Genomic DNA, 14,937 nt, shown 5'->3' on the forward strand with positions numbered 1-14,937 from the left:
TTAGTTATGTTGCATTCTTCTATTATAAGTTTAAATATTCTGAATTATTCTTATGAATAAAAAATGAGGCTATTCTAAAATTAGAATAGCCTCATTACTATATTATATTTAAATCGGAAACCTACTTCGTAGAAATTGGTTGGAATTTAGTTAAGTTAATTCCTTCAACTGCTGATTTATACTCTTCGATTGTAGGGATACGACCTAAGATAGCTGACAACACGACTACTGGCGTAGATGCTAATAAAGACTCACCTTTTTTGCCATCTCTATCTTCCACTACACGACCTTGGAAAAGACGCGTAGAAGTTGCCATTACAGTATCACCTTTAGCAGCTTTCTCTTGGTTACCCATACATAAGTTACATCCAGGACGCTCTAAATAAAGAATATTTTCGTATTCTGTACGAGCTGCTGATTTTGGCATTGCATCGTTGAATTCGAACCCAGAATATTTTTGTAAAAATTCCCAATCTCCTTCTGCTTTCAATTCATCAATAATATTATAAGTTGGTGCCGCCACTACTAATGGCGCATTGAATGAAACGTAACCTTTTTGTGCTTCCACGTTTTTCAACATTTGCGAAACGATTTTTAAATCGTCTTTGTGCACCATACAAGAACCGACGAAACCTAAATCAACTTTCTTGTCTCCACCGTAGAACGATAAGTCGCGAATAGTATCATGTGTATAACGTTTCGAAACATCAGCATTATTTACATCTGGATCCGCAATCATTGGCTCGTCAATGATATCCAAATCAATCACCACTTCTGCATAATACTTAGCATTTGCATCTGGTTGTAAAGCTGGCTTTTCACCCGAACGAATTTCAGCAATACGTTTGTTTGCTTTGTCAATTAACCCTTGTAAAACTTGATTATGGTTATCCATACCCTTATCAATCATGATTTGGATACGAGATTTAGCGATTTCTAATGATTCGATTAATGTCTCATCTTGAGAAATACAGATAGAAGCTTTAGCTTTCATCTCTGCCGTCCAATCCGTGAATGTGAAGGCTTGGTCAGCTAATAATGTACCGATGTGCACCTCGATGATACGACCTTGGAATACATTTTCACCATCGAATTGTTGCAACATTTGCAATTGTGTAGCATGTACCACGTCACGGAAATCCATGTGCTCTTTCATTTGACCTTTGAAAGTAACTTTCACAGATTCTGGAATTGGCATGGAAGCCTCACCAGTCGCCAAAGCTAATGCTACAGTACCTGAGTCAGCACCGAAAGCTACACCTTTAGACATACGTGTATGTGAGTCACCTCCAATGATGATAGCCCATTCGTCCACTGTAATATCATTCAACACTTTATGAATAACATCAGTCATCGCGTGGTATTCACCTTTAGGGTCACGAGCAGTGATTACCCCAAACTCGTTCATGAATTTCATCAACTTAGGAATATTAGCTTGTGCCTTCTTATCCCAAACTGATGCTGTATGACAACCTGATTGGTAAGCACCATCTACGCCTGGCGCAATAACTGTAGCGGCCATTGCTTCTAACTCTTGTGCAGTCATCAAACCAGTAGTATCTTGAGAACCTACAATGTTTACTTTCACACGAACGTCAGAACCAGCGTGTAATATTTTACCCGGAGCAACACCAACTGCATTTCTGTTGAAGATTTTCTCAACTGCAGTCAATCCTACACCTTCTTTAGTAACTTCTTTTGCTGGTGCAAATACTTGCGGTGCTTCGATGCCTAAAGTTTGTGCCGCGAAAGTTTGAATTTTCTTACCAAAAACGATTGCGTAGGAACCACCAGCTCTGATAAACTCTAATTTTTGTGGTGTGAAAGATTTAGAAATATCTTTTAACTCAACATCACCGTTGTATAATTTTTTAGTTTTTGTATTGATGGTCAACACAGTACCTGTAGCAACAGAGTAAGCTTGCTCCAATACAACATCACCATTTTCATCACGAACTACGTTTCCGTTTTCGTCCGTTTTCTTCACCCAGTTTTGCAAGTCGATACCGATACCACCAGTTACATCTACTGTAGTCAAGAAAATTGGAGAAATACCGTTTGTACCTGCTACAATAGGTGCAATATTTACGAAAGGAATATATTGAGATGCTTGTTTACCTGTCCATAATGCTACGTTATTCACTCCTGACATACGTGAAGAACCCACACCCATAGTTCCTTTTTCAGCGATTAACATTACGCTTGCATCAGGATGTTGTCTTTTTAAGTCTTCAATCTCAGCTTGAGCCTCAGGCGTAATCATACATTTACCATGCAATTCACGGTCCGAACGTGAGTGCGCTTGGTTACCTGGAGATAATAAATCCGTAGAGATATCACCTTCAGCAGCAATATAAGTAACTACCTTAATTTCTTCTGGAACTTCCGGAAGCTTAGTGAAAAATTCTGCTTTCGCATAGCTTTCTAAAATATCTTTTGCGATAGCGTTACCTGCTTCGTAAGCAACTTTCAAACGGTTTGTGTCTGCATCATACAAGAAAACTTGAGTTTTCAATACTTCAGCAGCTTGCTTAGCGATATCTTCGTTTTCGCCTAATGCGATATCTAATAATACTTTAATAGATGGTCCACCTTTCATGTGAGATAATAACTCAAATGCGAAAGTTGGAGTAATCTCAGCAACTACCTCTTGACCTAAAATAATTTCTTTTAAGAATTGAGCTTTTACAGCTGCCGCAGGCGTAGTACCTGGCAATGTATTATAAATAAACAAACGCAAAGATTCTTCTCTGTGTTCATTATTTAAATCTTTAATTTGTGCAATAACTTCGCTCAAAAGTTCTGCTCCATCAATTGGTTTAGGATGTAATCCTTGACCTTTTCGTTCTACAACCTCTTGTACGTAATCGTTGTAAATACTCATATATTTAGTCTTTCTAAATTAAAAGGCAGTCAAATTCATTATTTAACTTCCTGTTTGTGTTACAAAATCAGCTACTACAACATTGAATAATAACACTCTAATTATCCAAGATTCTACAGCCCCATCACTCTTGACTTGCTGATATTTTATTAAATTTCAACAAGTATTTTCGTGCGCAAAATTACTAAAAATCAAGCGCTAATAAAACAACTGCGATTCGCAAAAATAATTTGGAATAATTCTAAACAACACAACAGTTAACTGATATTACTTATCAAAAAAAAGCGACAATTTATCAGAAATTGTCGCTTTTAATTATTTATGCTTGTTTTAATTCTACGTCAACAGCTTTGAGAGACGCAATTGTCACTATTGGATCTTCAGCTGTGAATACAAATGAACCTGCAACAAGTACATCAGCACCTGCATCCAACAATTGAGCCGCATTTGCAGTCGTTACACCCCCATCAATTTCTATCAATAAAGAATCGTTAACACCTGCTGCCAACGCTCTTAATTCTTTAATTTTTGAATAGGTATGCGGAATAAACTTCTGTCCTCCAAAACCTGGATTCACAGACATCAAACAAACTAAATCAATATCTTGAATCACGTCTTTCAACAATTGAACTGAGGTATGTGGATTTAAAGCCACTCCTGCTTTACAACCTAATTCTTTAATTGCTGCTAGTGTACGGTGTAAATGTGTACACGCTTCATAGTGTACAGTAATCACCTCCGCACCATTGTCCTTGCACGTCTGTAAATAACGATCAGGATCTACAATCATTAAATGTACATCCAAAGGTTTTTGAGCATGCTTCGCAATAGCACTCATTACTGGAAAACCAAATGAAATGTTTGGCACAAAAACACCATCCATAATATCGATGTGAAACCAATCTGCCTCACTCGAATTGACCATTTGAACATCTCTCGCTAAATTCCCAAAGTCTGCTGCTAAAACTGATGGAGCAATTAAATGTTTAGTATTTGACATGAATTTATTTATTAAAATTTTGGACAAAGATAGCGCTTAAAATTGCCCTTTTCAAAACTAAATACACTTATTGACATTGGATTAATAATCCATTAGGATTACCAAAACTAAGGATAGAAATAGTTACTTTTGTTTATATAATTGTATAATAACAAATTTTTATACTACGTGGCAAAACTCAAAATCAACTACATAGATAATAAATTGCAAAGCGAATCACCGTTTATAAAATACGGTATGCTTGTTTTGACGGTGTTTCTAATTTGCTTATTTCTACCAAAACAACCTCGTTTTGAGTATGAGTTTCAAAAAGGAAAAGCTTGGAATCACGACAACTTAGTTTCACCTTATAATTTTGCTATAAATAAAACCAAAGAAGAGCTCGATAGAGATCGACAGTATATACTAAAAACCGTACAGCCTGTTTACAACCTGCAGCAAACAGCTAGTAAGGAACAAATTGATCTTTTTACAACTGATATAGCTGAAAAGTGGCAAAGTAGTCAAATGGATACAGTGCCTACTCTGGATATTCAAAAATATAAGCAAAAGGGCGTAGAAATTTTGACTTACGTTTATAACCGTGGAATTTTATCTTTGAACAATAGGTATCAAAATAAAGGTGATGATGCGGATAAAGTAAGTGAAACAGAGGCAAACTATAATTTTACCTTAATTGATAATAACCTTGCTACGCAAAAAAATACAGCAGATTGCTTCACTATAGAAACGGCGATAGAATATGCACATAATTCCATAGCCAAAGACGCAACTATTATCAAAAAACGTTGGCTTGAAGAAGTATTGAAAAATTACATTACAGTAAATTACATTTTCAATGAATCTTTGACTAACAAAATTGAGCAAACCGCCCTGAGCAATATTTCCACCACTCGTGGAATGGTCCAAAAAGGGGAATTGATCGCCGAAAAAGACAAGATAGTCAATAACGATACGTACCAAAAACTCGAATCCCTAAGAAAGATTTTTGAAGACGAAGCGAGAATATCAGGAGACAAAACCTATGTAGCAATTGGACATTTCTTAGTTGTGGGATTAGCAATGAGCCTACTTATGGTCTTTCTATACTTTTTTAGAAAAAACATCTACAATAATAACAGATTACTTGCTATTATTTTCATCGTGATATTAGGTATGCTTGGTGTATTTTCATGGGCATTACATTTGCGTGTCTCCAGTCTATATTTCATCCCCTATTGTGGCGTACCTATTATCTTTCGTATTCTATTTGACACACGTGTAGCGTTAAATATCCATTTATTAATGGTATTAATTACAGCATTGTTTGTGCCCAATAGCTACGATTTTGTTTTCTTGCAATTTATGTCTGGCTTAGTAGCAATTTATAGCATTAAGACAATGGTGAAGCGTGAGCAATTTTTGATTTCTAGCTTACTCATTTTGGCTACTTATATCATTGGATTTATAGGATTGGTATTAACAAGAAATGGTTCTTTTAGTAGTATATATTGGATTGATATTTTACCATTTTTTGTCAGCGTAGGTTTAACCCTATTAGCATACCCTTTGATTTATGCATTTGAAAAATTATTTGGAATCGTTTCTGACCTAACCTTAATGGAGCTTACAAACTCCAATTCAAAATTATTACGAGAATTATCACTTAAAGCGCCAGGAACTTTCCAGCATTCCCTGCAAGTTGCAAATCTTGCGGAAGCTGCGATTTATAAAATCGGTGGGAATTCGTTATTGATTCGTGCAGGAGCACTTTATCATGATATTGGAAAAATTGTGAATCCTCTTTATTTTATCGAAAATCAGAAAACTGGAATTAATCCACATGAGGAACTTACGTCTGAACAAAGTGCACAAATTATCATCTCGCACGTATTAAAAGGCATCGAAATAGCAAAGCGTCATCAATTGCCTGAAGTTATTATTGATTTCATAAAAACCCACCATGGAACGACACGTGTGGATTACTTTTACAATGAATTTCTTAAAAACAACCCCGATAAACTGGTTGATGAAACACTTTTTCATTACCCAGGCCCCATTCCCTTTTCTAAAGAGACTGCAGTATTGATGTTGGCAGATTCGGTAGAAGCTGCTGCGAGATCTTTAAAAGAACCTACCAAGGATTCTATCAGTAATCTAGTTGATAAAATAGTAGACTATAAATTGGTTCAAAAGCAGTTTAGTAATGCCAACATTACATTGAAAGATATTTCGGATGTTAGTGCTATTTTTAAAAGTATGTTGATGAGCATTTATCATGTGCGCATTGATTATGATATCAGCAAAAGAAAAGATTCAGCAAGAATAAAATTATAATTATTGACTCTCAGATTGTTAATAATAAACAACAAAAAATTATCAAAAAAACTACTTTCAAAGTTTGTAGAATCGATTTTTTGCTTTATGTTTGCAATGTCGAAACACGGAGAGGTGCCTGAGTGGCCGAAAGGAACAGTTTGCTAAACTGTCGTACTGGAAACGGTACCGCGGGTTCGAATCCCGCCCTCTCCGCCAAGACCTACAAAAGCTCAACATTTGTTGAGCTTTTTCTATTAACCAAATTGAATAAAAATTACTTTATTTGGATATCCAAGTGCCTTTCATAATATTACACATTATATTCTATAATTTTATCCAATCGACTTGAATAATCATTCAGCTGATTTCTGTCGCCACTGTTTAATTCTAGTACCAACCATTCACCAGTATAATTAATCATCTTTAAAGCCTGCATAACAACTTTCCAATCTACATCACCTTCTGTTAGTGGTACACCAAAACCTTTACTTAACCCCTGCTCATTCATAACCTTACGGCTAAATTCTTTGATATGAACATTGAAAATACGTTTACCTAAGGATTCTATCCAATGTTCTGGCCAGCCGTAACGCAATACATTGCCCACATCAAAATACCAACCTACTAAAGGATGATTAATTTCATCCACAAAACGTTTAGCTTCTACTGGACTTAAAATAAAATTGTTCCAAACATTTTCTAATGCTATTTTAATCTTGTGCTTTTCAGCATAAGGAATCAGTTTACGAATGTTCTTTTGTGCAATTTGGTAAGCTACCTCGTAAGAAACGGAAGAATTCACTACACCAGGTACGACCAAAACTGTATTTCCACCTAATTGTTTAGTTTCCTCAATTGACTGTGCAATGGAAGTTATGATTTCCTTCTGAACTGTCTCTTCTGGGCTTGAAAGGGGTTTAGACCAATGATCTTTATTTACCGTACCCAATATCTCTAAACCTGTCGTATCACGCGCTCTTAGTAATTCTTTTATATCTAAAGCACCTGGTGAATTCACTTCAATACCATGATAGCCCAAATCTTTTACCAACTTGAATTTATCCAATACTGATAAATCTTCTTTTATCATATAGTAGCTAATTCCCTTTTTTAGCTTTAATTTATTTTGATTTGGCTTCAAAGCAGTATTTTGAACCGAATAAGAAAGATTATCGGCAATTAGAGTGGAAGCGAATAAGGACGATGTGGCTGCAATAAATGCTTTACGATTCATAATTTAGATGACTGTATAAATAAAAAAAGACTTTTATCTAAGATGATAAAAGTCTTTTAAAAACACAATAAAAATTACTGTATATCTTATTTTTTACGTTCGTTGAAATATTCTAATACAAAATCCAATTGATCGTCTTGAGTTAAATTAGAATTATCTAATACAATGGCATCTTCTGCTTGACGTAATGGACTTTCTTCTCGTGTGCTATCAATATGATCACGATGAGCTAAGTTTTCGATGATTTCATCCAAAGTTACTTGCTCTCCTTTGGCAACAAGCTCTGCATGACGACGATTAGCACGCACCAAAGGATCAGCTGTCATAAAGATTTTTAAATCTGCATCAGGAAAAACAGTGGTTCCGATATCTCGTCCATCCATCACAATATCACGGCGCGCACCCAATTGTTGTTGTTGAGCAACCATTGCATGACGAACTTCTTTGATTGCACTTACCTCACTTACTTTCTCAGAAACTTCCATTTGGCGAATTTCATCCGATATATCTTCACCATTTAATAAGATTTGAGTCTTATCCGTATTAGGAATAAAGTCAATATGAATATTTGCTAAAGCTGTCTTTATTGCTTCAGTATCTGTTATATCAATTCTATTTCTCAAGAAATACAAAGTGACAGCACGATACATCGCACCACTATCGACAAATACAAAATTCAAACGCTTTGCGATAGCTTTAGCCACTGTACTCTTTCCACATGATGAAAAACCATCTATCGCAATAATAAAATTTTCTCTTTCCATCTTAGTTATTTCCTCCAATGATTACCCCAGGCTTATTTACTACAGGAACCTTGGATAGGTTCTCATCCACAATACTTTCTGGAAGGAAAATATATTTTTTATCAAAAATGGTCTTATCAATATAATAACTCAACCAATATTCATTTGTCAAACCAAATACTTCTGTATCGATAACCTCTATTTGAACAGAGCTATTTGCTGGTACGTCTCCTAGAAAATGTCTTAATGTTGTTGTTTTGACTTCTCTCCCATCCTTTATGCCGTATCCCCTAGAAGAAACTAAAACATTAGTCAGGTCCGTGCTTTTCTCATTGATGAGGTAAACAGTCCAACTTTTGGATTCAGGAGTAGCATTTTCCAATACTACTGCAATCGAAATATCTTCAACTATATTTATAGGCAAATCCTTCTTCATGCGTATTACTTTTTCGTTGCAGCTTTTTTAGTTGTCGTTTTTTTCGCAGTTGCCTTCTTTGTTGTTGATTTTGAAGTAGCTTTTGTAGCCTTTCCTTTTGGAGCTTTAGGATCTTCAGCTGCCCATTTCAACACATCTTCATAAGTAATTGCACTCACATCTGTTCCTTTTGGTATTTTCAAATTTTGTTTACCATAACGAACAAAAGGCCCCCAACGCCCATTTTCAATTTGCGCATCAGGATTTTCATCAAATACTCGAATTACTTTTTCGATATCTTTTTGACGTTTTTCCTTTATAATTTCAATAGCTTGCTCTTGAGTTACATCCAATGGATCTAAACCTTTTGGCAATGAATAGAAAGATGAATTGTGACGAATATATGGACCAAAACGACCAATTGCCACCGTCATTTCTTTCTCTTCGAATTCACCAACTTTCTTTGGAAGCTTAAATAATTCCATCGCTTCCTCGAACGTAATAGTTTCAATCATCTGACCTTTTCGCAATGAAGCAAACACAGGCTTCTCCTCGTCATCTTGCGCCCCAATCTGAACTAATGGACCGAAACGACCAACACGAACAGTTACAGGCTTCCCTGAAACAGGATCTACACCTAGTTCACGTTCATGTGAAGCACGTTCAGCATTTTCTAACGTATCTTCTACCTCATGATGGAAAGGTCTATAGAAATTTTCCAGCATATCTGTCCACTCTTTATTTCCTTGCGCTATTTCGTCAAACTCACGTTCTACCTTAGCAGTGAAATTAAAGTCAACTATACCTTTAAAATGTTCTACCAAAAAATCATTTACCAAAACTCCGATATCTGTTGGGAACATTTTACTACGCTCCACTCCTGTCATCTCAGTTTTGATAACTTCAGAAACCTGACCTCCCGATAAAGTCAATACTTTATAATCTCTTGGTTTACCATCACGATCTTCTTTCACCACATAACCACGATTTTGAATCGTCGAAATCGTTGGAGCATACGTAGAAGGACGACCAATACCTAACTCTTCTAATTTCTTTACCAACGATGCCTCTGTAAATCGAGCTGGAGGTCTTGAAAAACGTTCAGTAGCTGTCATATCATTTAAATTCAATGACTGACCAACTTCCAATGGAGGTAATAGTGCATTATCTGCATCTTCATCAGTTGTATTTTCTTGATCATCATCAATAGATTCCATGTAAACTTTCAAGAAACCATCGAATTTCATGATTTCTCCAGTCGCAGTCAATTCTTCTTGACGTGTTGATACAGAAATTTTTGCAACGGTCTTTTCAAATTCTGCTTCACTCATTTGAGAAGCAATAGCACGTTTCCAAATTAGTTCGTACAAGCGAACTTCCGAAGGCTCAGCAGAGATACTATGATTCGCAAAATAAGTAGGACGAATCGCCTCGTGAGCCTCTTGAGCACCACTTGACTTCGTTTTATATTTGCGCATCTTATGGTATTTTTCACCATAAGCTTTTAGAATTTCATCTTGAGCGCCTTGAATAGCAGTATCTGATAAGTTCACGGAATCCGTACGCATATAGGTGATATGTCCAGCTTCGTACAGTCTTTGTGCTACTTGCATTGTACGAGCTACAGAAAAACCTAACTTTCTACTTGCTTCTTGTTGCAAAGTTGAAGTCGTAAAAGGCGCTGCAGGGTTACGTTTTGCTGGCTTTTTCTCTAGATTTGTTACCGAATAGGCTGCATTTTTACAATCATTTAAGAACTTCTCAGCTTCATCTTTTTTAGCAAAACGTTGCGGCAATTCCGCTTTGAAAGATTCTTTTGCTTTTCCTGTATTAAAAATTGCAACTATCTTAAACGAAGCCTCTGCATTAAATTTATTGATTTCACGCTCACGTTCAACAATCAAACGTACCGCAACAGATTGTACACGTCCGGCAGAAAGTGATGGTTTTACTTTTCGCCACAATACTGGAGAAAGCTCAAAACCTACTAATCTGTCTAACACACGGCGCGCTTGCTGCGCATTTACTAAATTGTAATCAATCTTACGCGGTGATTCAATGGCTTTAAGAATCGCAGGTTTAGTGATTTCATGAAATACAATACGCTTTGTCTTGTCTTCCTTCAATCCCAATGTATCAAATAGATGCCAAGAAATAGCTTCTCCCTCACGATCCTCATCGGATGCTAACCAAACAGTTTCTGCTTCTTTAGCTAATTTCTTTAACTCACTGACTATAGCCTTCTTATCAGCAGGAACCTCATATTTTTGTTTAAACTTATTATCGGTATCAATTGCATCATCGGTTTTCACCAAATCACGAATATGCCCATAACTTGACTTCACCAAGAAGTCACTTCCAAGATAACCCTCTATCGTTTTTGCCTTCGCAGGCGACTCTACAATTAATAAATTTTTAGCCATTTAATATCTTAAGATTTCTGCAAATATTATTATTTCAAAATGGAATGACAATATTTTTGTCAATAAACCTAATTATTCTTTTAAAAAGTCCAATGTCCACTCACAATATCCAATAAATAAAATACGGCAAATACTACCGATGCTATACCATTGGTTGTCATAAATGCTCTATCAACACGGGACAAATCTGTGAGGCTAACAATACGATGTTGATAGATTAATAAGGCACCATAAAATACAATACCTATATAATATAGGAGTCCAACATCTATATAAAACGCAGGTAAAACAATCAATATAAAAGAAAGAACATGAAGCACTTCTGATATTTTCAATGCCTTAGCACCTCCAAAATTAGCTGGAATAGAATTTAAACCATTCTCTCTATCAAATTCTTCATCTTGCAATGCATATATGATATCAAAACCACTCACCCAAGTTAATACAGCCAAGCCATAAAGTATTGGTACAATATGAAATTGCCCAGTAACAACCATATACGCACCTACAGGAGCTAATCCAAGACCTAGACCTAACACCAAATGACACAATGGTGATATACGCTTCATATACGAATAAAATAACACCACAAATAACGCTACTGGTGACAATGCGAGACACATTGGATTAATAAAATATGTTGCGATAATAAATACAAGACTATTAATTATTGTGAATGCAAGCGCTTGATTGGGACTGATACGTCCAGCTGGAATATCACGAACAGCTGTACGTGGATTTAATGCATCAATATCTCTATCCAAATATCTGTTGAATGCCATAGCTGCATTTCGAGCCGTAACCATACATACCAGCATTAGCGCCAACAAAGACCATTCAAATTTGAAGTCAGTCGTATTGATAGCCAAAAAGAATCCAATAAAAGCAAAAGGTAAAGCAAATATACTATGTGCAAAAAGCACTAAAGACATGTACTTCTTCATCTTTATTCACTTTCAAGTATAGGATGTACAAATCCAGCGTTAATATCTTCTATTGTTTGTAAAATTGGTTCTAACCCAACTTTTTCTTCAGAAGATGTTAAAAATCTTTGAGGCACTTCTTCAAACCATTTTAACAAAGCACGTTTAAATTTAGCTATATTTTGGTCAGACTTTACCGTGGACTGCTTATCACCTTTAGTGAAAATGAGCATAAACGGTAGTCCCTTTTCACCTAACCAACAACAAAAATCCAGATCTATTTTCTGTGGTTCTAATCGAGAATCTATTAAAACGAAGATACACTGAAGATTAGGTCTATTTGTTAAATAATATCGTATAAACTTTCCCCAATCAGCTCTATTTTTCTTGGAAGTCTGCGCATACCCGTAACCAGGTAAATCCACTAAATACCAATTATTATTAATGATGAAGTGATTTATCAATTGTGTCTTACCAGGTCTTTGTGAAGTTTTGGCCAAACCCTTTTTATTCGTCAATGCATTGATTAACGATGATTTTCCCACATTTGATCGACCAATAAAGGCATATTCAGGCAAATTCGGCAATGGCAATTTACTTACTTCTGTATTGCTACAAACAAATTCTGCGGTTTTTACTAGCATAAGGCAAAGGTAGAATTAATTTTAGGAATTATAAATCCTCCGTTATTTAGCTTATACAACATCGCATATTTATTAGTAATTTAGTTGCATATATTTATTATATGCTCTCATTACGTAACATTGTAAAACAGTATGCACATCATCGTGCATTAGATGATGTGTCTATTGATATCCCTGAGGGGAAAATATTTGGACTTCTAGGCCCAAATGGAGCGGGAAAGACATCTATTATTCGTATTATAAACCAAATAACAGCTCCAGATTCCGGTGAAATATATTTCAATAACGAAAGATTATCTCCAAAACATATCGAACAGATTGGTTATCTTCCGGAAGAACGTGGACTATATAAGAAAATGAAAGTTGGTGAGCAAATGATTTATTTAGCCCAACTAAAGGGCTTAAGTAAATTAGAAGCTAAAAAAAGACTTAATTATTGGTTTGAAAAACTAGATATTTCTACCTGGTGGGACAAGCGAATTGAAGATTTAAGCAAAGGGATGCAACAAAAAGTTCAATTCATCGCGACTGTATTACATGAGCCTAAATTAATTATTCTCGATGAACCATTCTCTGGATTTGATCCCTTGAATGCCCAGATTATTCAAGATGAGATATTAGAGTTGAACAAAAATGGTGCTACTATTATATATTCAACACACCGAATGGAAACTGTGGAGGAACTTTGTGATAATATTGCTTTAATCAATAAATCGAAAAAAATATTAGACGGTTCAGTAAAACATATTAAGAGGTTATATCAAAATCAAACATATTGCATTGACCTAACAGCTACGGGATCACTTATAGATCATCAAACACCTTTATACCAACTTGACGAACTATTTTCCAACGATGATTATGTTCAAATAAAAATTAAGATTAATCCTGAATATAAGTTGAATGATGTTTTAAACTTTTTGATACCACAAGCAGAAATCAATCAGGTTAAAGAAATTATCCCTACTATTCACGACATATTTATAGAGAAGGTTACACAAACACACCGAGAAGTTCATGAACAAAATTAAACTCATTATACAGCGTGAATATTTAACACGGGTACGCAAAAAGTCATTCTTGCTGACTACTTTTTTAGTTCCTTTAATATTTATTGGAATGTACGTAGGTGTAATTTTTTTAACGAAAAAAAGTTTTGATGAAAGTCATTCTCATGTATATGTCGTAGATGACACAAAAGACGTGATGAATAAATTAAATTCATCAAAAAATGTTTCATACCTTAATGAGAATCAAGACCTACAGAAGAAAATTCAAAATCTGCAAAACGAGGACGGTAAAACCAGCATACTATATATACCTAAAGACTTTTATGAATCTGAATCTGTTGAATTTCTTTCGAATGATAAGCCTAATTTAGCCATTGAAGCTGAAATTCGAGATAGTTTAAATCGTATTATAAAAGACAAAAAGTATGAATCTTATGGAATAACGGCTGAAATAAGGAGATCAATAAAGTCTGATGTTAAAATCAAATCAAAGGAAATTAAAGAAAATGGAGCTACAACGGAATCAAACACAGAAATAGCGATGGGTATTTCACTCGCTTTATCTATATTGGTATATATCTCCCTATTTCTCTACGGCTCACAAGTGATGCGTGGAATTATAGAAGAAAAAAACAGTAGAATAATCGAAGTTATTATTTCGTCTGTTAAACCTTTTCAATTAATGATGGGGAAAATAGTTGGGATTGGATTAGTAGGGCTTACACAATTTGCACTTTGGATTGTCGTTTCCGTCATCCTAGCAGGAGTTGCATCTATGACATTAGTATCCAAAGAAGAGCTTGCAAACCAAATGATGAATAATCAAGCGCAACAATCTCAGCTATTAAGTAATCAAGGTATAGAAAATTCTTCTTCGACAATCAGCAATGAATCCATAGCAGAAGTAATTTCACTCCTTCAAACCGTCGACTTTCCTTTAATAATAGGATGCTTTTTTATATTCTTTTTAGGGGGATATCTAATTTATAGTGCATTATTTGCTGCCGTTGGTTCAGCAGTGGATAGCGAAACTGAAGCTTCTCAATTCACTTTACCCATTACCATGCCTTTATTGTTGACATACGCTTTGTCATTTGGTGTACTAATCAATAATCCTCATGGTACAGTAGCGACTTGGTTGAGTTTTATTCCATTTACATCGCCTATCGCTATGCTGGTACGTATTCCATTTGGAGTTCCTACTTGGCAGATTGTAGTTTCTGCAATTTTACTAATTCTAGGTTTTATATTTACTACATGGATCGCTGCGAGGATTTACCGAGTAGGTATTTTGATGTATGGAAAAAAAGCAAGTTATAAGGAGCTACTAAAATGGTTTAGGTACAAGAGTTAATTAAGTTGT

11 protein-coding genes and 1 tRNA gene are annotated in these 14,937 nt (G+C 35.3%); 4 read left to right on the forward strand and 8 right to left on the reverse strand.

The genetic code is table 11. The features are described from left to right. Positions 1–121: 121 nt before the first annotated feature. Positions 122–2,884 carry a bifunctional aconitate hydratase 2/2-methylisocitrate dehydratase gene (locus GOQ17_RS13840; protein ID WP_159638319.1) on the reverse strand — a complete coding sequence of 921 codons (2,763 nt, stop codon included), beginning with the start codon at positions 2,882–2,884 and terminating at the stop codon, positions 122–124. A 319-nt stretch (positions 2,885–3,203) separates the two neighbouring features. Beyond that, complete coding sequence (gene rpe / locus GOQ17_RS13845; RefSeq protein ID WP_159638321.1) at positions 3,204–3,884, reverse strand: ribulose-phosphate 3-epimerase; 681 nt, start codon at positions 3,882–3,884, stop codon at positions 3,204–3,206. Positions 3,885–4,052: 168 nt separating this feature from the next. On the opposite strand from rpe, the gene GOQ17_RS13850 reads away from it, so the two are divergent. Further along, the gene (locus GOQ17_RS13850; protein WP_159638323.1) at positions 4,053–6,200 is read left to right on the forward strand and encodes an HD family phosphohydrolase; all 2,148 of its coding nucleotides are present in this window, start codon (positions 4,053–4,055) and stop codon (positions 6,198–6,200) included. A gap of 108 nt (positions 6,201–6,308) precedes the next feature. Beyond that, positions 6,309–6,398: transfer RNA gene (locus GOQ17_RS13855), tRNA-Ser, on the forward strand. Between the two features lie 94 nt (positions 6,399–6,492). Here the strand turns inward: GOQ17_RS13855 and GOQ17_RS13860 are convergent. The 6 genes from GOQ17_RS13860 to yihA form a co-directional block, all read right to left on the reverse strand. Beyond that, a complete protein-coding gene (locus GOQ17_RS13860; protein ID WP_159638325.1) occupies positions 6,493–7,416 on the reverse strand; it encodes a sugar phosphate isomerase/epimerase family protein in 924 nt (307 codons plus the stop codon). Positions 7,417–7,502: 86 nt separating this feature from the next. After that, on the reverse strand, positions 7,503–8,180 hold the full coding sequence (cmk, locus tag GOQ17_RS13865; RefSeq protein ID WP_159638327.1) for a (d)CMP kinase: 678 nt from the start codon (positions 8,178–8,180) through the stop codon (positions 7,503–7,505). Between the two features lies 1 nt (position 8,181). Continuing rightward, positions 8,182–8,595, reverse strand: coding sequence for a hypothetical protein (locus tag GOQ17_RS13870; RefSeq protein ID WP_159638329.1), 414 nt, complete (start codon positions 8,593–8,595; stop codon positions 8,182–8,184). Positions 8,596–8,600: 5 nt separating this feature from the next. Beyond that, positions 8,601–10,997: a type I DNA topoisomerase gene (gene topA / locus GOQ17_RS13875; RefSeq protein WP_159638331.1), complete on the reverse strand. Its 2,397-nt coding sequence runs from the start codon at positions 10,995–10,997 to the stop codon at positions 8,601–8,603. A gap of 80 nt (positions 10,998–11,077) precedes the next feature. After that, positions 11,078–11,941 carry a UbiA-like polyprenyltransferase gene (locus GOQ17_RS13880; RefSeq protein WP_159638333.1) on the reverse strand — a complete coding sequence of 288 codons (864 nt, stop codon included), beginning with the start codon at positions 11,939–11,941 and terminating at the stop codon, positions 11,078–11,080. A 2-nt stretch (positions 11,942–11,943) separates the two neighbouring features. Beyond that, complete coding sequence (yihA, locus tag GOQ17_RS13885; protein WP_159638335.1) at positions 11,944–12,564, reverse strand: ribosome biogenesis GTP-binding protein YihA/YsxC; 621 nt, start codon at positions 12,562–12,564, stop codon at positions 11,944–11,946. A gap of 101 nt (positions 12,565–12,665) precedes the next feature. On the opposite strand from yihA, the gene GOQ17_RS13890 reads away from it, so the two are divergent. Together GOQ17_RS13890 and GOQ17_RS13895 are read left to right on the forward strand one after the other, a co-directional pair. Continuing rightward, a complete protein-coding gene (locus GOQ17_RS13890) occupies positions 12,666–13,595 on the forward strand; it encodes an ABC transporter ATP-binding protein (RefSeq protein WP_159638337.1) in 930 nt (309 codons plus the stop codon). Further along, a complete protein-coding gene (locus GOQ17_RS13895) occupies positions 13,582–14,928 on the forward strand; it encodes an ABC transporter permease (protein WP_159638339.1) in 1,347 nt (448 codons plus the stop codon). Before GOQ17_RS13890 ends, GOQ17_RS13895 begins: the two co-directional genes overlap by 14 nt. The last annotated feature ends 9 nt before the right edge of the window (positions 14,929–14,937 follow it).

Source organism: Sphingobacterium composti (assembly GCF_009829075.1).
GTDB classification, from domain to species: Bacteria; Bacteroidota; Bacteroidia; order Sphingobacteriales; family Sphingobacteriaceae; genus Sphingobacterium; species Sphingobacterium composti.